This is a genomic window from Rickettsia sp. 109562A South Dakota (assembly GCF_055791265.1).
Genome location: NZ_CM147703.1, coordinates 65,884 through 84,538, shown reverse-complemented (window position 1 = coordinate 84,538; position 18,655 = coordinate 65,884). Strand labels below are relative to the sequence as shown.

Sequence of the window (18,655 nt, the reverse complement as noted above, 5' to 3'; positions counted from 1 at the left end):
ATATAAAAAACTTGTTTTTTTTTATATGTTTATTTTACTAAATATGTAATTTTTGTAGCAATATTAAGGGTATTTTTTCTGGATTTCTGCTTTCGCAGGAATGACATAGATTTTACAAGGATGACATCAAATCATTTTATATAAGGAGGACAAATTCATAAATTTTAATTTTTCACGATTTCAATATATATCTAATATTTTCTTTATATTAATAATTTCTTTTCCCGGAGGTTTAATTTATTTACTTACCGGTTCAACTCTTTCTTTTTGGCTTCGAGAATCCGGTTTTGATAAAATCACTATAGGGCTTTTTAGTTTAGTTAATTTTATTCATATATTTAAATTTTTATGGGGACCTTTACTTGAAAAAGTAAGTTTTGCTCCTTTAAGTAAGCGAGGATATAAATATTGTTTAATTCTTGCTTTGGTTAGTTGCATTTTTTGTGTATATGTTTTAACAAATTTTAACCCTAACACTCATTTTATACCATTTGCTTTATGCTTAGTAGCTGTGGCATTTTTTTCTTCCATTTATGATATGTTACTTCAATCATCGCAGATGTTACTGATTACAAATAAAAATTGGGGCATAAGTGAGGCAGCTTGTACTACAGGTTTTAGAATAGGTATATTTATAGCAGGTTCAGGAGCGTTATATTTATCAACTATCATATCTTGGCAAGATGTTTATCGTGCTATGGCAATTTTATGTATACCGTCATTACTATTAATTATAATCTATCCGCTTAAATTTAAAGATAAGATAATTGTTAATAATTTTGATAGATTTTGGCATGCTTTTTATGACTTTATCAAGAAACCTAAATGGCTAATAATTGTTAGTTTCATGCTTCTATATCGTCTTCAAGATAATTTTCTTTCAATTATGCCGAATATGTTTTATCTAGATATCGGCTATACTAAAAAGGATTTAGCTCTTGGATATAAAGCTTTCGGTATGTGTGCTGCTATAGTTGGAGGCTTTATAGGTGGATTTTTATGTCGAAAATATGACTATTCCTATATATTTAAAAGGGTACTAATTTATCATGCTTTATCTAGCCTATCTTTTTTATTTCTCTATTTTTATAGTCAAAATATTATAAGTCTTTACTTGTCGGTATTTTTCCAAGAGTTTACTAAAGGGTTGACTATGTCGCCATTTTTTGCCTATCAATTAAGATGTTGTAGCTCTAAATATTGTATAACCCAAATTGCTTTAATTACCTCTATTGCTTATATTAGTACTATACTGCTTGGTAGTATTTCGGGTTATGTAGCTACTTATTTAGGTTGGACTTATTTTTTTGTTGTAGCAGGGTTTTGTTTTATACCGGCTTATATATTAATTAGATATTTACCTAAATCGTAGATTATTCTATAATAGTTAAAAAATTTATTAATGTGCTTTAATTATGTTTATTCAAACTGAAGATACTCCAAATCCCGATGCAATAAAATTTTTCCCTGGACAGGAAATAAGTAGCGAAGGGCCTATATTTTTTAGTGAGCTTGCTGAAGTAAAAGGAAAAAGCAAACTTGCAGAATCACTATTTCATATTAATAATGTAAAATCAGTGTTTTTCGGTAGTGATTTTATAACAGTAACTAAACAAGCTGAAAGTAATTGGCAAGTTATAAAGCCTGAAATTTTAATGGTTATTATGGATCATTTTGTTTCAGGATTGCCGGTATTTGAAGAAAGCACAAAAGCAGATAATGTAAAGCATAACCTTGATGGGCTTTCAGAAATAGAGAAACAAATCATAGAAATTATTGAAACTAGGGTGCGTCCTTCTGTTGCTCAAGACGGTGGTGACATAATATATAAAGGTTTGGAAAACGGTGTAGTTAAATTAGCTCTTCGCGGTGCATGCCTTGGATGTCCAAGCTCTACGATTACCTTAAAAAACGGCGTTGAGTCCATGCTTAAACATTTTGTGCCGGAAGTGCAAGAAGTTGAAGCTGTAGAGGAAGATTTCTAGTAAGTTGGCATTGCTAACTATAAGAATTTAACGTCATTGCGAGGAAAAACTGTAAGTTTTGACGAAGCAATCCAGTAAAAATTCTGATTTACAGAATTTTTTATTATTTTTTCTGGATTGCCACGCTCCTTTCAGTCGCTTAGCTCATGACGATATCTGTACTTAGTGAGCAATGCCATATAGGAGATTAAATTTTTTTTGAAGAATAGTATAAAGTACTATTCTTCCTTTGCAGAATTAATTGTTTTATCTCGATTCCAAATAACGTAATACAGTTCAACATCTTTTGGAGCATATACTACAATTGGTAGTTTGCTATTATATCTTAAAAATGTTTCATCGCCTAAAAATACACTCACCGGTTGCATTGTTGCCTTTACGTTTGGGCATGCCATCATTGTACTAGCAGGCTGATCGCTCACCGGATCGATTACATAATAATTATATCCCCATCCTTCTAAGGTTTTTGTTTCCAGCTTACCACCGAACCAAACATTGTTACAATCTTTCATTGCGTTTTTTTGTTGCTTGCAATTCTACTTTTAGCTTTTCTTCATTGGACTCGGTAGGTAAATGAATTACATATCGCTTTTGATCATCTGCCGGTAGAGGATAGGGAGCAATATCTTTTAATGTCTTATCGGTATTAGCTAGTAAATGAGTATTTAAAAAACATAATATAAGAAATAATATAATTTTACTTGGCATATGGTTATTTGTTTAATTAAAATCCATTATCTCACCTAAAGGAGTTATATAAGAAGAATTTATTTTGCCATCAGCTATATCAGCACTAAAGCCTCCACTATAGTCAACATCACCATTTTCGTTTATTTTTTTACTTAAAAATAATAGAGCATTTTCAAATTTATTTTCTTTTAATATAGGCTGATTATTTAAACTAAAAACTTTCATAGCCAGTCTTTCATTATTAGGTAATCTAAAATATACTTCTGATCCTTTATTAGATTCAAAAAATTACGTTTATTATAAGCACCTAATAATCATAAATCATTTAATACATTTATAGTCACTTGTTCTTCAAGGTTTATACTTTTAGGAAATAATATGTAATTATTGTGATTATTTTGTATATTTGAAATAAGAATACTTTGAGAGCTATATGGTGGATTTTCCAAATATATATTTGCAAAATTATTTTGTTTTAATCCTATAAAGGCTAGTTCAGCCTTATATTTTTGTTCGTCACTAATATCAAAAAAGTTAGGCAGTAGTTTCTATTAAATGAAGATCAAGAGAGCTTTCACTGAGTCCTGTATTCAGCATATTATTTTGATTTAATTCGGTGAAATCTAATTCGGCATAATATGTTGCTCCGTCAATGTCTAAAATATATACAGGCTTATCTTCCAATGTTTCTTCAAATAAATCTTCCCATAGTTCTTGCAGTTCTTGTAAAAAATTTTGAGCATGTTCTTTAATTTTACAAGCATCAATTTGATTTGTAAAGCTTTTTGCTATAAAAAACTTTAAATCTTTTTGATCCGATAAAGATAAATCATGAATATGACATTTAAATGTTTTATCTATATAATTTATTAGTGATGCAATATCTGCGGGAGAATTTTCAGTTATTTCTAATAATTCTTTTTTATGCTGCTCTGAAATTGTATTCATATTCTAATCTAATCCCGTTTCTTTCTTAAAAAAGCCGGTATGTCATGAATATCAGACTCTTTATTATCTTGATCTAGCGTACTAACAACAACGTTTTTGCGTTCTAAAGTTTGATTATTTGAAGCACGCAGAGAATCCCATATTTTGCCTAAAAATGATGGTTTTGGTGACTCCTCTTCAGATTTGTTGAAAGTGTTTACATGTAATCCTAGTTCATCTTCATTTCCGATAAAATTTTGATTTATTGGAGAATCGGTAATTTCAATATTTTCGGTACTGTAGCTGTTAAAATCAGGAATTGCTTCTATTTGAGTAGGTTGTGCTATAGCTTCGTTATAGGCTTCTTCAGGAACTGCATTGGTAGTTTCAGCTATTGCGGGTTTATATGTCGGTACTTTATCGGCATCAATGCCGGTAGCAACTACCGATACTCTGATAATCCCTTTTAGTTCCGGGTTAAATGTTGAACCGAAAATAATATTAGCATCAGGATTGTTGACTTCTTCTCTAATTCTATTAGCGGCATTGTCAACTTCAAATAAGGTCATATCGGAACCGCCGGTAATATTAATTAATACTCCTCTTGCACCGCACATTGAGCTATGATCCAGTAAAGGATTTGAAATTGCAGATTCTGCTGCTTTAATTGCCCTATCTTCGCCGCTAGCTTCACCCGTACCCATCATTGCTTTACCCATTTCACTCATTACTGCTTTAATATCAGCAAAATCAAGATTAATAAGTCCGGGCATAATCATTAAATCCGTTACGCCTCTAACGCCTGCATGTAATACGTCATCTGCCATTTTAAACGCATCGGCAAACGTCGTTTGTTCGTTGGCAATACGAAATAGATTTTGGTTCGGTATTACAATTAAAGTATCAACAAATTGCTGTAATTCAATAAGCCCTTTATCGGCAGTTTTCATACGATGACCACCTTCAAAGTGGAAAGGTTTAGTTACTACTCCGACCGTAAGGATGCCTAGTTCTTTAGCAATGCGTGCAATAACCGGTGCAGAACCGGTACCTGTACCGCCTCCCATACCTGCTGTAATAAATACCATATTGCTATTTTCTAGGTAACTAAGGATTGCGTTTTCTGATTCTTGTGCAGCGAGTGCTCCGACCTCAGGAGAAGCTCCTGCCCCAAGACCTCTAGTCGTAGAAACACCAAGTTGTATTTTGTTGGTGCATAAAGAATGCTCAAGCGATTGTGCATCGGTATTAGCTACTACAAAATTAGCACCTTGCAGATTAGCACTAATCATATTATTTACCGCATTACTACCTGCACCTCCAACGCCGAAAACCGTAATAGTCGGCTTTAATACTATATTTTCAGGAGCTTTTATATTTAAAACCATGATAATTTTTTATTTATATAATTTATGTTTAAGTATAATAAAAGATTTTAAAATTTCCATAGTCTTTTATGAAAAATGCGGATTATTTTCTTTTAATAGCGGAACGCCGTTATTATGACAGGCTTTGATTAATGCTTTATCGTTAGTAGCTATAGGAAATCCTTCATGCATGGCAGTTAATAAATAAGTTGTATCATATGTAGTAAGATTGTTGCTTCTTGCAGCTTGTGTAATTTCATGTATGGAAAAATTAAAATTTGATATGTTAAGAGGTAGAGAATTATATAAATCTATAAATTTAACGGTATCGGCTATATATAATCTATTACGTTTTTCTGATACTAATAGTATATTAGTTATTTCAAGTTTCCAAAGATATGGTACTGTAGCTCCATGCTTCATACAATAATTTAATACAAATTTTGAATATTCGTTATTTTCATCTTCAAAACACCATGTTATAGCTATAGAGCAGTCTAATATAAAAGAAGGGTTATTCATCTTCTACCCTCATCTCTAAGCTCTTTAATAGTATAAGGAGCTAATGTCTTGCCTTTACTAAATTCAGCAAATTTTTCCACAATATTTTCTATTTTAGGTCTTTCTGTTATAGGTATCAGCTTGGCAACCGGCGTATTATGCTTACAGATAGTAATTTGTTCGCCATCTTGTACACGTTGTATAAGGTTTGAGAAATGGGTTTTTGCTTCAAATAAATTGATTTGGTTAGGTAGATGTTGTTTCATATAGATAATATACTCGTTGAACTTGAAAAATTGGCTATGTCGTCTTTGTAAGTCCTCAGATGCTCACGTATTTAGTATACGCTGCACTCTTCGGCTTACAGACTCCTTGCTCTTTTCCAAGTTGCACTTCGTATCCCAACTCTTCATTTCACAGGAGCATACACAAAATAGACTAGTTTAATACTAGTCTATTTATAATATAATGTAAAGAGAATTTAGTATTGCCCAACCATTTTTTCAGGAACTACTATTTTGTCAAATTCTTCTTCCGATAAAAAATTGAGTTTTTTAGCAGCTTCTTTTAAAGTTATTCCGTGTTTATGTGCTTCTTTAGCTATTTTTGCGGCATTATCATAGCCGATATGCGGATTAAGAGCTGTAACAAGCATTAGAGATTGATCACGTAAATCATTAATACGTGCTATGTTAGGTTCTAAACCTTTAATACAGTGAGTCACAAAGCCATTTACGCTATCGGATAGTAGCTCAATAGATTGTAGGATATTATATATTATTACGGGTTTAAATACGTTAAGTTCAAGATGCCCGTTTGAGCCGGCAATAGTAACCGTAACATGATTCCCCATCACCTGACTGCACACCATTGTTAAAGCTTCGACTTGCGTAGGGTTTACTTTACCTGGCATGATTGAAGAACCCGGCTCATTCTCAGGTAAATGCAGCTCACCAAGACCACATCTTGGACCGGAACCAAGCAGCCTTATATCATTTGCTATTTTCATTAAGCTAACTGCTATAGTATTAAGAGTTCCCGAAAATTCTACTAGTGCGTCGTGGGCAGCTAGGCTTTCAAATTTATTAGGAGCTGTCTTAAAAGGTTGTTTGGTAAACTCTGCTACTTTCTCAGCAAATTTTATATCGAATCCTATCCTTGAGTTAATACCTGTACCGACTGCCGTTCCTCCTTGAGCAAGTAGATAAACTTTTTTTAATGCATCTTCTATGCGTTCTAAAGCATACTCTATTTGTGTAATATACCCGGAGAATTCGTGTTTAAGAGTTAAAGGAGTCGCATCCTGCAAGTGGGTACGTCCTATTTTTATAATTTTATCCCAATCTTTTGACTTGTCTTGCAAAGAGGTAAGTAAATTATTCAAAGCCGGTATCAGTTGCTGCTTAGTTGCAAGTACGGTTGCTATATGCATACCGGTGGGAAAAGAGTCGTTGGATGATTGTCCTTTATTAACATGATCGTTAGGATGTACCGGAGATTTGCCGCCTTTTTTGCCTGTTAATTCTTCGTTGGCAATAGAGGCAATAACCTCGTTCATATTCATGTTTGTTTGTGTACCTGAACCTGTTTGCCAAACTACTAAAGGAAAATTATCATTAAATTCACCGCTTAGAATTCTAGTCGTGGCTTTATCGATACTTGTAGCTATTTTAGCTTCTAAATCACCAAACTCATGATTAACCTGTGCTGCACATTTTTTTAAAATAGCAAGAGCACGAATTAAAATTTCAGGCATTTTTTGCCTGCCTATTTTAAAATTTTCTAAAGATCTTTGAGTTTGAGCCCCCCAATAAAATTTTTCTTCTATTTGAATTGCTCCAAAAGAATCGCTTTCGGTTCTGTAATTTTTCATAAATTGTTAAATGTTATATAATTATCTATTTTTTTCATAAAATGATCACTTACTGCATTTAAATCTAATTGCTTGGCTAATTAGCAAAGCTATAATATAATTTATCTTTTAAAGAAGCTTTTTTTAGATTCTTGGCAATAAATACTAATGTGCTTTCTATCATAAGATTACGATTAAAACTATAAAATTTTTGCCAATGTTCGTTATATTTAGGTTCGGAAGATTCGATATAATCGGAATATATAGGTTTAGTAATTACTGCTTTACCTTGATATATATCAAATATAGTATTATTAATTAATCTTTCATTTTTGAGATTATTGATTACTTTATCAAAAAAATTGTTTAATATAGCCTTTGTTATCTCTTCTTCTGCAAATTCGTTTATACATATGTCTAATTGTTTTGCAAAACTCTCGATAATTTGTTCATTTGGTCCCCTTTTCATGACTTTTCTCTCAAATTAATTGATATAACTAAGTATGATTTAAAATTTAGGTTCTTGCGTGTGGAAAATTAAATTAATCTATTTTTGTTCTTTTTGGCTGCAAATTATAAGATTTTTGTGAAATAGGCATAACTATTCCAGAAAAAATCTTATTAATTTTTTCCACAGAACTTAGTTACTTAAGTAGACTAAATATTTATATCGAAGTAAACAAAAAACAATATTTGATTTATTAAAAAAATTTTCAGATGTAATGTCTAATATAATAAGTGAAAAATTATAGAAGCGGCATTTGATACGTTAAGACTTTCTACTCTCTTAGAAATAGGGATTTTGGCTAAATAATCGCAGGTTTCTTCGACTAATCTTCGCATGCCTTTATCTTCCGAACCAAATACTAATGCTATTTTGTCGGAAATTAATTTATCGGTAAAGTAGTCATTTGCAGAACCTGTTAGACCTATAATCCAAAAGCCGTGTTTTTTAAGATAATTCATACATGAGCGTAAGTTAGTAACTTTAATGATAGGTATTAATTCTAAAGTACCGCAAGCCGCTTTAGCAATGCCGCCGCTTTCATTCGGAGAATTATCTTGAGGTAATAGTATAGCATTTATATCAAAAGCAGCGGCACTGCGAATAATTGCTCCAATATTTTGTGTGTCTGTTATTTGATCAAGAATCGCAATTTTACATTTTGGGTTTTTTATATCTATGTCCTCTAGATTGTAAGAAAAAATTGGCTTAACTTTTGCAGCTATGCCTTGATGTGTTTGATTTTCCAGTAATTTAGATAAAATATCGTTATTAACAATTTCATAAGATCTAGTACCTATTAATTTTTTGTTTTCATCAAAAATTTCCCTAGTGCATAAAATATTTTCAATTTGACGTTTTGGATTATTTAGAGCAGAAAATACAGGATGTTTCCCATACATATAATAACAATTTTTAGAATCAAGTTTTTTATTTTGCATCTTATTGAAAACCGTTAGTAATTTGTTCTTGACAGAAACTACTATTTATTATAGAAAGTTACAACTAAATAAATGTGCAAGCTGCTATTTGTTTACTTGATGATTCGGCAAGAAGTTTTATTAAGTCCTAATACTAATTATATATTGTATTTTACAGTGAGTTAGTCTATTTAATACAGTAAAGTTCTTTAGGAGGGGTGGCCGAGTGGTCAATGGCAGCAGACTGTAAATCTGCCCGCGTAAGCGTTCGAAGGTTCGAATCCTTCTCCCTCCACCACTTAAATGGTTCAGGGAAGTATATCATTTTGTTTTAAAAAATTTCATGTATATATGTTTAATTTTATTTAAAAATAAAACATCATTGTGTATATTTATAAATCTGAATAAAGTTGATATAGCACTGTTCACAAAATAGCTTTGAAATTATTTTATTAACAGTGCCACAATGCGGGTGTAGCTCAATTGGTAGAGTTCCAGCCTTCCAAGCTGGCTGTGTGGGTTCGATTCCCATCACCCGCTCCAGAGATAGTGGTAACAAATAAATTTAACAAAAAAATGCACTTATAAAAAATTAACTTGTATTAAACCTAAAAAATTGTAGAGAGTAATAATATGGCAAAAGCAAAATTTGAACGAACTAAACCGCACGTTAATATAGGTACGATCGGTCACGTAGACCATGGTAAAACTTCCTTAACGGCAGCAATAACTATAGTACTTGCTAAGACAGGTGGAGCAAAAGCTACAGCGTATGATCAAATTGATGCTGCTCCTGAAGAAAAAGAAAGAGGTATAACTATTTCTACTGCACACGTAGAATATGAGACTAAAAATAGACACTATGCACACGTAGACTGTCCGGGACACGCTGACTATGTAAAGAACATGATCACAGGTGCTGCTCAAATGGACGGTGCAATATTAGTAGTTTCTGCTGCTGATGGTCCTATGCCTCAAACAAGAGAACATATATTACTAGCAAAACAGGTAGGTGTACCTGCTATGGTAGTATTCTTAAATAAAGTAGATATGGTGGATGATCCTGATTTATTAGAACTAGTAGAGATGGAAGTAAGGGAATTATTATCAAAATATGGTTTCCCGGGTGATGAAATACCTATTATTAAAGGTTCTGCACTTCAAGCTTTAGAAGGAAAGCCTGAAGGTGAAAAAGCTATTAATGAGTTAATGGATGCAGTAGATAGCTATATACCGCAGCCTGTAAGAGCTACGGATAAGCCTTTCTTAATGCCGATAGAAGATGTGTTCTCTATTTCAGGAAGAGGTACTGTTGTAACCGGTAGAGTAGAGTCAGGAATAATTAAGGTAGGTGAGGAAATTGAAATAGTCGGTCTAAAAGATACGCAAAAAACTACCTGTACCGGTGTAGAAATGTTCAGAAAATTGCTTGATGAAGGGCAAGCTGGAGATAATGTCGGTATATTACTACGCGGTACAAAAAGAGAAGAAGTGGAAAGAGGGCAAGTTCTTGCAAAACCGGGTAGCATAAAACCACATGATAAGTTTGAAGCTGAAGTATATGTGCTTAGTAAAGAAGAAGGTGGACGTCATACCCCATTTACTAATGACTATCGTCCGCAGTTCTATTTTAGAACAACAGACGTTACCGGTACAATAAAATTGCCTGCTGATAAGCAGATGGTTATGCCTGGAGATAATGCTACTTTTACAGTGGAATTAATTAAACCGATTGCTATGCAGGAAGGGTTAAAATTCTCTATACGTGAAGGTGGTAGAACAGTGGGTGCCGGCGTAGTAACTAAAATAAATAATTAATTGATTTTATAAATACCTATTATTTTTTAATAATAGGTATTTATATTTTAAGATGTCTATTAAAACATCTTGCTGTTTAAAACATAGGTTTGCTAAATGAAAAATAAAAATAAAATTAAAATTCGTTTAAAATCATTTGATCATCGTAGTCTTGATCGAGCTACAAAAGAGATAGTTAGTGCTGTTAAAAGAACGTTTGCTAACATTAATGGTCCTATTCCTTTACCTAGAAAAATTGAAAGATTTACCATAAATAGGTCTCCTCATGTACATAAGAAGTCAAGAGAGCAATTTGAAATTAGAAAGCATAAAAGATTATTAGTTATAGATGATCCGAATTCGGCGGTTGTTGATGCTTTAAGTAAAGTTGATTTAGCAGCAGGTGTTGATGTAGTGATTGAATTAGAGAGTGGGGAATAAATGAGAACCGGTATAATTGCTCAAAAAATTGGGATGACTAGTGTTTTTAATGATAAAGGAGAAAGAATTTCTTTAACATTAGTAAAAGTTGATGATTGCCAAGTAGTAGGGCATAAAACTCTAGAAAAACATGGATATAATGCTTTGGTTATCGGTGTAAAAGATAAAAAAATATCTAGAGTAACCAAACCTATGAAACAGGTTTTTGCTAATGCTAAAATATCTCCTAAAACTAAATTAAAAGAATTTAGAATTTCTGAAGAGAATTTTATTGATATAGCAGCAAGTCTAGAAGTAGATCATTTTACGGCAGGACAGTTTGTGGATATAACGGCAACTACTATAGGTAAAGGATTTGCCGGTAGTATGAAAAGACATAATTTTAGAGGTCTTGAGGCTTCTCACGGTGTTTCGATATCCCATCGTTCGCACGGTTCTACAGGACAAAGACAAGATCCCGGAAAGGTTTTCAAAGGCAAAAAAATGGCCGGTCATATGGGATGTAACCAAGTTACTATTCAAAATTTGAAAATATTTGCTGTTGATAAAGAGCGTAAGCTTATTATGATTCAGGGTAGTATACCCGGTCACAAAAATTCGTATCTTTCAATAAAAGATGCAATAAAAAAGATTGCAATAACTGTATAATAGATATTTAGACATGTTTGTTGAGGTTAAAGATTATCAAGTTAACAAAACGCCATGCAATAATTTATTTATATACAAGTTTTATATAAGACTGTATAAGGTTAAATAAAGATGAAAACTAAAATATTAAGTCTTGCTAATGAAGAAGTTGGTGAGATTAGCTTAAATGAAGATATATTTGCTGTTGAATTTATCAGAGATGATATAATAAAGCAGGTTATTGATTGGCAGAGAGCTAAAGCAATGTCCGATAACCACAAAACTAAAACAGTATCAGAAGTATCAGGAACCACAAAAAAGCCTTTTAAGCAAAAAGGTACAGGTAATGCACGACAAGGTTCACTTAGATCGGTACAAATGCGTGGTGGTGGTGTAGCTCACGGACCTAGAGTACGTAGTCATGCAACAAAATTACCTAAAAAAGTACGAAAACTCGGTTTAATTCATGCTTTATCCGAGAAATTCGCTGAAGGAAAATTATTAGTAATAGCTTCTTTAAAGCTAGATAAGCCTAAAACTTCTGTTCTTGTAAATATATTAAACAAATTTCAAGGGAAAAGTTTCTTTGTAATAGACGGAAACGAAGTAGATATTAATTTTTCTTTAGCTGCAAAAAATATTTATAATACCGTGATTGTTCCACAAATAGGAGCAAATGTTTATGATATAATACGACATGAATATGTCCTATTATCACAAGAAGCAGTAAGCGTTTTAGAAGAGAGGTTAAGATGAGTTCTTATAAATATTACGATTTAATTAGAAAACCTATTATTACAGAAAAAACTACGACTCTTTCAGAACAAAATAAATACGCTTTTTATGTAGATAAATTTGCTGAAAAACTTACTGTTAAAAAGGCTATAGAAGAAATATTTAAAGTAAAAGTAAAAAAAGTAAATATTTTAAACGTTAAAGGTAAGAAGAAAAGATTTAAAGGAATTATAGGGACTCAAATCAATAGAAAGAAAGCTATTGTTACATTAGAAAAAGACCATAATATCGATTTTGCCGGAGGAATTAAATAAATGGCTTTAAAAAACTTTAATCCAATTACTCCTTCTCTTAGAGAGCTAGTTCAAGTTGATAAAACTAGTTTATGGAAAGGCAGACCTTTAAAATCTTTGACCCAAGGTATATCTAAAACCGGTGGACGAAATAATCAGGGCAGAATTACTTCTTGGCATAGAGGGGGAGGACACAAAAAATTATATCGTATTATTGATTTTAAAAGAAATAAAATAGATATTTCTGCCGTTGTCGAAAGAATAGAGTATGATCCTAATAGAACTGCTTTTATTGCTTTAATAAAATATGAAGACGGGGAATATTCTTATATTTTAGCACCGCAAAAATTATCTGTAGGTGATAAAGTAATATCAAGTCAAGATGCTGATATAAAAATAGGAAATTGTTTACCTTTAAAGTTTATTCCTATCGGTACTACTTTACATAATGTTGAAATGAAAGTCGGTAAAGGCGGTCAAATTGCAAGGTCTGCAGGTACTTCAGTAGATTTAGTAGGTAAAGATTCAGGATATGCTCAGATTAAATTAAGATCAGGTGAATTTAGGTTGGTACCTTTAGATTGTAAAGCTACTATAGGTAGTATATCTAACCCGGATCAAAAAAATATTAATTTAGGCAAAGCAGGTAGAAATAGATGGCTCGGTTGGAGACCGCATGTTAGAGGTGTAGCGATGAATCCTGTAGATCACCCTCATGGTGGTGGTGAAGGTAAAACTTCAGGAGGACGCCATCCTGTTACTCCTTGGGGATTCCCGACAAAGGGTAAGAAGACACGTAAAAATAAACGTACTTCAAAATTTATCGTAAAGAAAAGAAAATAGATTTTAAATTAATTAGGTATTAGTATGGCACGTTCAATATGGAAAGGGCCTTTTGTAGACGGTTATTTAATAAAGAAAGTTCAAAAATTAATGGAATCAGGTAAATCTGAAATGATTAAAACTTGGTCTAGAAGATCAACGATTTTACCTATTTTTGTAGGGTTTACCTTTTCTGTTCATAATGGAAATAAATTTATTCCGGTTTCTGTAAATGAGGAAATGGTTGGAAGAAAATTAGGTGAATTTGCTCCTACTAGAACATTTTATGGTCATGGAGCAGACAAAAAAGTCAAAAGAAAATAAAAATTTATATGGTACAGGAAAACAAAAATTTTGCTACGGCAAAAGCTAAATCTATTAGAGTAAGCCCAAGAAAGTTAAATTTAGTTGCGGCTTTTATTAGAAATATGAAAGTATCTGAAGCATTAGTGCAGTTGACTTTCTCTCCTAAAAGAATTTCAAAAGTTGTAAAAACTTGCTTACAATCTGCTATTGCAAATGCCGAAAATAACTTAGGTCTAGATATAGATAGGTTGGTTATTACTAAAGCGACGGTAGGTAAGGCTTTAGTAATGAAAAAAGTTATGCCGAGAGCAAAAGGGAGAGCAACTAGAATAAATAAGTTTTTTAGTAATCTTTATATCACTGTTACAGAAAAAGAGGATAATTAAAATGGGACAGAAAGTTTGTGCACATGGTTTTAGAGTTGGACCGACTTTAATTAAAGGTTGGGATTCCGTATTATATGCAGAAAAACATTATAAAACTCTTTTTATACAAGATTTAAAAATTAGAGATTTAATAAATAAGGGTTTTAATCAAGCTCAGATTAGCAGAGTTTTAATCGAACGTCCTTCTAACAAAAGTATTATAATTAATATTAATGCCAAAAAACCAAATATAATTATTGGTAGAAACGGTAGTGAAATTGATAAGCTAAAAAAAGCTACCGAGAAAATGACTTCTTTAAAAGAAGTTTATATAAATATTCATGAAGTTAGAAAGTTTAATATAGATGCTGCTATAGTAGCTCAAACTATAGCATTACAGCTTGAAAAAAGAGTTTCTTTTAGAAAAGCCATGAAAACAGCAATTCAGGCTTCATTTAAACAAGGTGGACAAGGTATAAGAGTTAGTTGTTCAGGACGGCTTGGAGGTGCTGAAATTGCTAGAACTGAGTGGTATATAGAAGGAAGAATGCCGTTACATACTTTAAGAGCTGATATTGATTATTCGACAGCTGAGGCTATAACTACTTATGGAGTTATAGGGGTTAAAGTGTGGATTTATAAAGGTGAATATACAGAAAATAAAAGATATAATTAATTTTAAGTATTAAAATGTTAGCTCCGAAAAAACAAAAATTTAGAAAAGCTCATAAGGGTAGAGTTGCTTCAAAAGCAAAAGCAGGTACGACGCTTGCTTTTGGATCATTTGGTCTAAAATCTATAGACGGTTGGCGTGTTACTGCAAGACAAATAGAAGCAGGAAGAAAAGTCGCTACTAGATGTATGAAAAGGCAAGGAAGATTATGGATTCGCATTTTTCCGGATGTTCCCGTTTCTAAAAAGCCTGCCGAAGTAAGAATGGGTAAAGGTAAAGGTTCTCCTGAATTTTTTGCAGTTAGAGTTTCGCCTGGAAGAATTATGTTTGAAATTGAAGGGGTAGAAGAAAATATTGCACTTAGAGCTTTGGAACTCGCAAGTGCAAAATTACCTGTTAGAACAAGGATAGTGAGACGTTATGAATGATTTGAAATTATTAAGAAGTAAGTTATCTACTGAAACAATAGAAGAGCTTTATAAAAACCTTAATCTTTTAAAGAAAGAATTGTTTAATTTAAGATTTCAGCAAGCTTTAGGTGAGTTAAAAAATACTAGTAGGTTTTCGTTAGTCAAAAAGTCTATAGCACGTATTAAAACTGAATTAACAAAAAGATCTAATAGTGAGGAATATTAAAATGCCGAAAAGAGTGTTACAAGGCGTGGTTATAAGTTCAAAAGCTGATAAGACGGTTACAGTAAAAGTAGAAAGAAAATTTAAGCATCCTATGTATAAAAAATTCGTGAAAGTATCTAAAAAATATGCTGCTCATGATTCAGAAAATAGATATCAAGAAGGAGATAAAGTTAGTATAATTGAAATTCGTCCTATCTCAAAAACCAAAACATGGATAGTGGTAAATGGAGAATAAAGTTTTTTAATCTTTGACTTTATAAGGTAGATTGTTTATTTTATCTCTCGTGTATAAAAAATTGGAAGTAGTTTATGATTCAAATGCAGAGCATCTTGGAAGTTGCAGATAATTCCGGTGCTAAAAAAGTTATGTGTATTAAAGTTTTAGGTGGCTCTCACCATATGGTAGCAAAGCTAGGCGATGTTATAGTTGTATCTGTTAAAGAAGCTATACCCGGCGGTAAGGTTAAAAAGGGTGATGTTTATAAAGGTGTGATCGTTCGTACAAAGACCGGAGTAGTAAGACCTGACGGTAGTACAATAAAATTTGATAAAAACGCATTAGTGCTTTTGAATAAACAAGACGAACCTATCGGTACTAGAGTTTTTGGTCCTGTTACAAGAGAACTTAGAGCGAAAAAATATGTTAGAATAATGTCGCTTGCAGAGGAAGTGTTATAAATGATTAAATTAAAAGTAAAGAAAGGTGATGAAGTTGTTATTATTACCGGAAAGCACAAAGGAAAAAAAGGTAAAATATTAAAAGTTTTTCCTGAAGACAGTAAAGTAATTGTTTCTGGAGTAAATTTAGTAAAAAAGCATACTAAGCCTAATCAAATGAGTGAAGGCGGGATAATAACTAAAGAATTACCTATACATATCTCAAATATTGCACACATCGATCCCAAAACCGGTAGACCTACCAAAGTAGCTTTTAAATTCTTAGAAGACGGTTCTAAGGTTAGAGTAGCAAAGAAATCAGGGGAAATTATCGGTAAGGAAGGTAAATAATGTTAAGATTTAAAGAATTATATCAGCAAAAAATTATTGAAAACTTACAAAAAGAATTTTCTTATAAAAATAAACACGAAATACCGCAAATTAAGAAAATTGTTATAAATATGGGAGTAGGGGAAGCAATAGCCGATTCCAAAGTAATTAATAATGCAGTAAATGATCTTACCTTGATTTCCGGTCAGAAGCCGGTTGTAACGTTAGCAAGAAAATCTATTGCAACCTTTAAGTTACGTGAAAATATGAAAATAGGCTGTAAGGTTACATTACGTAAAGATAGAATGTATGATTTTTTAGAAAGGCTAGTAATTGTTGCATTACCTCGTGTTAAAGAATTTCGTGGTTTTTCTTATAAAAGTTTTGACGGTAAAGGAAATTTTACTTTTGGATTAAAAGAGCAGATAGTCTTTCCTGAAATTAATTACGATAAAATCGATACAATAAGGGGTATGGATATTACAATCGTTACATCTGCTAAAACGGATAAAGAAAGTAAATTTTTGTTATCAGGGTTTAATTTACCTTTTTATAATTAATTTTTAGGATATATATAATGGCAAAAGTAAGTTTGATAAAAAAAAACGAAAGTAGGAAAAAAAAATCACAGAGTTTGCATAATAAACGTTTAGCACTAAAAAGTAAAATTTATGATAAAAATATTTTATTAGAAGAGCGTTTTTCTTTGGTAATGTCGCTTGCACAATTACCTAGAAATTCATCACCTACTAGAATAAGAAATAGATGTGAGCTTACAGGTAGACCAAGAGGTGTTACAAGAAAATTTGGTATATCGAGGAATAAGCTTAGGGAATTAATAGGTAGAGGCTTAGTTCCCGGTGTAGTTAAGTCAAGTTGGTAAAAGTCGATAGGTAAATAATATGTCAATGACGGATAATGTAGCAGATATGTTAACTAGAATTAGAAATGCTTATAAAAGTAAATTGATAAATGTTTCTTTTCCTAGTTCTAAAATTAAAACTTCAATTTTAGATGTTTTGAAAAAAGAAGGTTATATAAAGGATTATATAATTACTCAAAAAAATAATATTAGTTATACTGAGGTAGCTTTAAAATACTCTGTTAACGGTGATGCTTCTATATGTGAAATTCATAGAGTATCAAAGCCCGGAAAAAGAGTATATTCTGCTATTAAAGATTTGAAAGGATATTATAATAATATGGGTATATATATTCTTTCTACTCCTTACGGTGTTATGTCTGATAGAGAAGCTCATATTAAAAATGTCGGCGGCGAAGTAATTTGTAAAGTATTTTAAGGTAAAAAAATGTCACGTGTTGGAAAATTGCCGATTACTATACCTGAAGGTGTAAAAGTTGGTTTAAATGATTTAGAAGTAAAAATATCCGGACCTAAAGGTGAATTATCAAAAACTTTTAAAGGTAATATAGCAATTTCATTGGCAGAAAATAAGCTTTTAGTAAAACCTTTAGCCGCAAGTAAAAATGCACGTGCTATGTGGGGTACTGCAAGAAGCATAATATCGAATATGGTTACCGGCGTTAAAGAAGGGTTTAAACTTACACTCGAAATTAACGGAGTCGGTTATAGGGCAATGGTAAAAGGTAAATATTTAAATTTAATGCTTGCTAAAAGCCATAATACAAAAATTGAAATACCTTTAGATATTAAAATAGATGTGCCTAAGCAAAATATTATTATTCTTGAGGGAACAGATAAAGAAAAGTTAGGACAATTTGCTTCAATTATTATAAAACAGAGACCACCTGAGCCTTATAAAGGAAAAGGAATTAAATTTGAAAATCAATTTATACCGCGTAAAGAAGGTAAGAAAAATTAAATTTAAGAGTTAAATATGCGTAGTGCTAAGCTAAAATTTGAAAAAAGAAGAAGTAGAATAAGACATAAAATATCTAAAACATCTAATAGAGTTAGATTATCGATATTTAAGTCAGGTAGACATATATATGCACAAATTATAGATGATTCTAAGTCTATAACGATTGCCTCCGCTTCAACTTTAGATGAAAAAATTAAAAAATTAAAAAAATCTCATTGTAATATTGAAAATGCTATCAAAGTAGGTGAAGAAATAGCAAAAAAAGCTGATTCTGCGGGAATAAAAGAAGTAGTATTTGATAGAGGCGGATATAAGTATCACGGTGTTGTAAAAGCTCTAGCTGATGCAGCTAGAGAGAAAATAAAATTTTAGGTTATAAGGT

General features: G+C 31.9%; 30 protein-coding genes, 2 tRNA genes and 1 pseudogene. 23 read left to right on the top strand and 10 right to left on the bottom strand.

What is annotated here, in order from left to right; all coding sequences use genetic code 11:
• Nucleotides 1-157 precede the first annotated feature (157 nt).
• Together ACIAS7_RS00585 and ACIAS7_RS00580 are read left to right on the top strand one after the other, a co-directional pair.
• Nucleotides 158-1,372, top strand: a complete 1,215-nt coding sequence (locus tag ACIAS7_RS00585; protein ID WP_473199374.1) for an MFS transporter — start codon at nucleotides 158-160, stop codon at nucleotides 1,370-1,372.
• Between the two features lie 43 nt (nucleotides 1,373-1,415).
• Entirely contained in the window at nucleotides 1,416-1,985 is a 570-nt protein-coding gene (locus tag ACIAS7_RS00580) for a NifU family protein (protein ID WP_473198892.1), read from the top strand.
• A gap of 218 nt (nucleotides 1,986-2,203) precedes the next feature.
• Here the strand turns inward: ACIAS7_RS00580 and ACIAS7_RS00575 are convergent, their stop codons facing one another.
• From ACIAS7_RS00575 to rlmB, 10 genes and pseudogenes are all read right to left on the bottom strand, one after another.
• Nucleotides 2,204-2,497 (bottom strand): ecotin family protein, encoded by a 294-nt coding sequence (locus tag ACIAS7_RS00575; protein WP_473198891.1) that lies wholly within the window; start codon nucleotides 2,495-2,497, stop codon nucleotides 2,204-2,206.
• Nucleotides 2,484-2,693 carry an ecotin family protein gene (locus ACIAS7_RS00570; RefSeq protein WP_473198890.1) on the bottom strand — a complete coding sequence of 70 codons (210 nt, stop codon included), beginning with the start codon at nucleotides 2,691-2,693 and terminating at the stop codon, nucleotides 2,484-2,486. Before ACIAS7_RS00570 ends, ACIAS7_RS00575 begins: the two co-directional genes overlap by 14 nt.
• Nucleotides 2,694-2,705: 12 nt before the next feature.
• Entirely contained in the window at nucleotides 2,706-2,900 is a 195-nt protein-coding gene (locus ACIAS7_RS00565; protein ID WP_473198889.1) for a hypothetical protein, read from the bottom strand.
• 309 nt (nucleotides 2,901-3,209) lie between these two features.
• Complete coding sequence (locus ACIAS7_RS00560) at nucleotides 3,210-3,623, bottom strand: hypothetical protein (RefSeq protein ID WP_473198888.1); 414 nt, start codon at nucleotides 3,621-3,623, stop codon at nucleotides 3,210-3,212.
• Nucleotides 3,624-3,631: 8 nt separating this feature from the next.
• Nucleotides 3,632-4,990, bottom strand: a complete 1,359-nt coding sequence (gene ftsZ, locus ACIAS7_RS00555; RefSeq protein ID WP_473198887.1) for a cell division protein FtsZ — start codon at nucleotides 4,988-4,990, stop codon at nucleotides 3,632-3,634.
• Nucleotides 4,991-5,056: 66 nt separating this feature from the next.
• Nucleotides 5,057-5,491, bottom strand: coding sequence for a type II toxin-antitoxin system VapC family toxin (locus ACIAS7_RS00550; RefSeq protein ID WP_473198886.1), 435 nt, complete (start codon nucleotides 5,489-5,491; stop codon nucleotides 5,057-5,059).
• On the bottom strand, nucleotides 5,488-5,736 hold the full coding sequence (locus tag ACIAS7_RS00545) for a type II toxin-antitoxin system Phd/YefM family antitoxin (RefSeq protein WP_341789532.1): 249 nt from the start codon (nucleotides 5,734-5,736) through the stop codon (nucleotides 5,488-5,490). The genes ACIAS7_RS00550 and ACIAS7_RS00545 overlap by 4 nt, the downstream gene beginning before the upstream one ends.
• A gap of 215 nt (nucleotides 5,737-5,951) precedes the next feature.
• The gene (fumC, locus tag ACIAS7_RS00540; protein ID WP_473198885.1) at nucleotides 5,952-7,343 is read right to left on the bottom strand and encodes a class II fumarate hydratase; all 1,392 of its coding nucleotides are present in this window, start codon (nucleotides 7,341-7,343) and stop codon (nucleotides 5,952-5,954) included.
• A pseudogene (locus ACIAS7_RS00535) lies at nucleotides 7,340-7,791 on the bottom strand (hypothetical protein). The gene fumC and the pseudogene ACIAS7_RS00535 overlap by 4 nt, the downstream one beginning before the upstream one ends.
• 257 nt (nucleotides 7,792-8,048) lie before the next feature.
• Nucleotides 8,049-8,768, bottom strand: coding sequence for a 23S rRNA (guanosine(2251)-2'-O)-methyltransferase RlmB (gene rlmB, locus ACIAS7_RS00530; protein WP_473198884.1), 720 nt, complete (start codon nucleotides 8,766-8,768; stop codon nucleotides 8,049-8,051).
• A 191-nt stretch (nucleotides 8,769-8,959) separates the two neighbouring features.
• Here rlmB and ACIAS7_RS00525 point away from each other — a divergent pair.
• The 21 genes from ACIAS7_RS00525 (at nucleotide 8,960) to rplR (ending at nucleotide 18,645) form a co-directional block, all read left to right on the top strand.
• Nucleotides 8,960-9,045, top strand: a tRNA-Tyr gene (locus ACIAS7_RS00525).
• A gap of 170 nt (nucleotides 9,046-9,215) precedes the next feature.
• Nucleotides 9,216-9,290 (top strand) — tRNA-Gly (locus ACIAS7_RS00520).
• A gap of 90 nt (nucleotides 9,291-9,380) precedes the next feature.
• Nucleotides 9,381-10,565 carry an elongation factor Tu gene (tuf, locus tag ACIAS7_RS00515; protein ID WP_045803554.1) on the top strand — a complete coding sequence of 395 codons (1,185 nt, stop codon included), beginning with the start codon at nucleotides 9,381-9,383 and terminating at the stop codon, nucleotides 10,563-10,565.
• 96 nt (nucleotides 10,566-10,661) lie between these two features.
• Nucleotides 10,662-10,985: a 30S ribosomal protein S10 gene (rpsJ, locus tag ACIAS7_RS00510; protein ID WP_473198883.1), complete on the top strand. Its 324-nt coding sequence runs from the start codon at nucleotides 10,662-10,664 to the stop codon at nucleotides 10,983-10,985.
• Nucleotides 10,986-11,633 (top strand): 50S ribosomal protein L3, encoded by a 648-nt coding sequence (gene rplC, locus ACIAS7_RS00505; protein WP_473198882.1) that lies wholly within the window; start codon nucleotides 10,986-10,988, stop codon nucleotides 11,631-11,633.
• A 111-nt stretch (nucleotides 11,634-11,744) separates the two neighbouring features.
• Nucleotides 11,745-12,368 (top strand): 50S ribosomal protein L4, encoded by a 624-nt coding sequence (rplD, locus tag ACIAS7_RS00500; protein ID WP_473198881.1) that lies wholly within the window; start codon nucleotides 11,745-11,747, stop codon nucleotides 12,366-12,368.
• A complete protein-coding gene (gene rplW, locus ACIAS7_RS00495; RefSeq protein ID WP_011270632.1) occupies nucleotides 12,365-12,661 on the top strand; it encodes a 50S ribosomal protein L23 in 297 nt (98 codons plus the stop codon). The genes rplD and rplW overlap by 4 nt, the downstream gene beginning before the upstream one ends.
• A complete protein-coding gene (gene rplB, locus ACIAS7_RS00490) occupies nucleotides 12,662-13,483 on the top strand; it encodes a 50S ribosomal protein L2 (protein ID WP_473198880.1) in 822 nt (273 codons plus the stop codon).
• A gap of 24 nt (nucleotides 13,484-13,507) precedes the next feature.
• Nucleotides 13,508-13,786: a 30S ribosomal protein S19 gene (gene rpsS, locus ACIAS7_RS00485; protein WP_012148990.1), complete on the top strand. Its 279-nt coding sequence runs from the start codon at nucleotides 13,508-13,510 to the stop codon at nucleotides 13,784-13,786.
• Between the two features lie 8 nt (nucleotides 13,787-13,794).
• Entirely contained in the window at nucleotides 13,795-14,154 is a 360-nt protein-coding gene (gene rplV / locus ACIAS7_RS00480) for a 50S ribosomal protein L22 (RefSeq protein WP_473198879.1), read from the top strand.
• Nucleotide 14,155: 1 nt separating this feature from the next.
• Entirely contained in the window at nucleotides 14,156-14,809 is a 654-nt protein-coding gene (gene rpsC, locus ACIAS7_RS00475) for a 30S ribosomal protein S3 (protein WP_473198878.1), read from the top strand.
• 14 nt (nucleotides 14,810-14,823) lie between these two features.
• Nucleotides 14,824-15,234: a 50S ribosomal protein L16 gene (rplP, locus tag ACIAS7_RS00470; RefSeq protein ID WP_473198877.1), complete on the top strand. Its 411-nt coding sequence runs from the start codon at nucleotides 14,824-14,826 to the stop codon at nucleotides 15,232-15,234.
• The gene (rpmC, locus tag ACIAS7_RS00465) at nucleotides 15,227-15,442 is read left to right on the top strand and encodes a 50S ribosomal protein L29 (RefSeq protein ID WP_004596213.1); all 216 of its coding nucleotides are present in this window, start codon (nucleotides 15,227-15,229) and stop codon (nucleotides 15,440-15,442) included. Before rplP ends, rpmC begins: the two co-directional genes overlap by 8 nt.
• 1 nt (nucleotide 15,443) lies before the next feature.
• Nucleotides 15,444-15,677: a 30S ribosomal protein S17 gene (gene rpsQ / locus ACIAS7_RS00460; RefSeq protein ID WP_473198876.1), complete on the top strand. Its 234-nt coding sequence runs from the start codon at nucleotides 15,444-15,446 to the stop codon at nucleotides 15,675-15,677.
• A gap of 74 nt (nucleotides 15,678-15,751) precedes the next feature.
• Nucleotides 15,752-16,120, top strand: a complete 369-nt coding sequence (gene rplN, locus ACIAS7_RS00455) for a 50S ribosomal protein L14 (RefSeq protein ID WP_008580952.1) — start codon at nucleotides 15,752-15,754, stop codon at nucleotides 16,118-16,120.
• On the top strand, nucleotides 16,121-16,450 hold the full coding sequence (gene rplX / locus ACIAS7_RS00450) for a 50S ribosomal protein L24 (RefSeq protein ID WP_473198875.1): 330 nt from the start codon (nucleotides 16,121-16,123) through the stop codon (nucleotides 16,448-16,450).
• Nucleotides 16,450-16,989: a 50S ribosomal protein L5 gene (gene rplE, locus ACIAS7_RS00445; protein WP_473198874.1), complete on the top strand. Its 540-nt coding sequence runs from the start codon at nucleotides 16,450-16,452 to the stop codon at nucleotides 16,987-16,989. The genes rplX and rplE overlap by 1 nt, the downstream gene beginning before the upstream one ends.
• Before the next feature lie 17 nt (nucleotides 16,990-17,006).
• Nucleotides 17,007-17,312: a 30S ribosomal protein S14 gene (gene rpsN / locus ACIAS7_RS00440; protein ID WP_473198873.1), complete on the top strand. Its 306-nt coding sequence runs from the start codon at nucleotides 17,007-17,009 to the stop codon at nucleotides 17,310-17,312.
• Nucleotides 17,313-17,331: 19 nt separating this feature from the next.
• Nucleotides 17,332-17,730, top strand: coding sequence for a 30S ribosomal protein S8 (gene rpsH, locus ACIAS7_RS00435; RefSeq protein ID WP_473198872.1), 399 nt, complete (start codon nucleotides 17,332-17,334; stop codon nucleotides 17,728-17,730).
• A gap of 9 nt (nucleotides 17,731-17,739) precedes the next feature.
• Complete coding sequence (gene rplF, locus ACIAS7_RS00430; protein ID WP_473198871.1) at nucleotides 17,740-18,273, top strand: 50S ribosomal protein L6; 534 nt, start codon at nucleotides 17,740-17,742, stop codon at nucleotides 18,271-18,273.
• 15 nt (nucleotides 18,274-18,288) lie between these two features.
• A complete protein-coding gene (gene rplR, locus ACIAS7_RS00425; RefSeq protein ID WP_202068896.1) occupies nucleotides 18,289-18,645 on the top strand; it encodes a 50S ribosomal protein L18 in 357 nt (118 codons plus the stop codon).
• Nucleotides 18,646-18,655 lie beyond the last annotated feature (10 nt).